General features: G+C 43.6%; 1 protein-coding gene. It reads left to right on the forward strand.

All coding sequences use genetic code 11. The annotated features are described in order from the left end of the window. Window positions 1–201: IS66 family transposase (locus tag DWX28_RS15085; protein WP_147342111.1), on the forward strand; the 201-nt coding region annotated here is incomplete at its 5' end. Between the last annotated feature and the right edge of the window lie 10 nt (window positions 202–211).

Raw genomic sequence — 211 nt, forward strand, 5'->3', positions numbered from 1 at the left:
TTTGATAACAACCAGGCAGAACGTGATCTTCGGATGATAAAGGTCAAGACCAAAGTATCCGGATGCTTCCGAACAGAGGAAGGTGCCAGAGATTATCTGAAAATCATGTCCTACGTAGGCACGGCACATAAACAGGGATACAATGCTTACGAAGCAATCAAAAATGCGATCACAGGTCACCCTGATTTCATCTTTGAATAAGGGTGGTTCT

Origin of the sequence: Blautia sp. AF19-10LB (assembly GCF_003461245.1) — a bacterium.
GTDB lineage: Bacteria > Bacillota > Clostridia > Lachnospirales > Lachnospiraceae > Blautia_A > Blautia_A intestinihominis.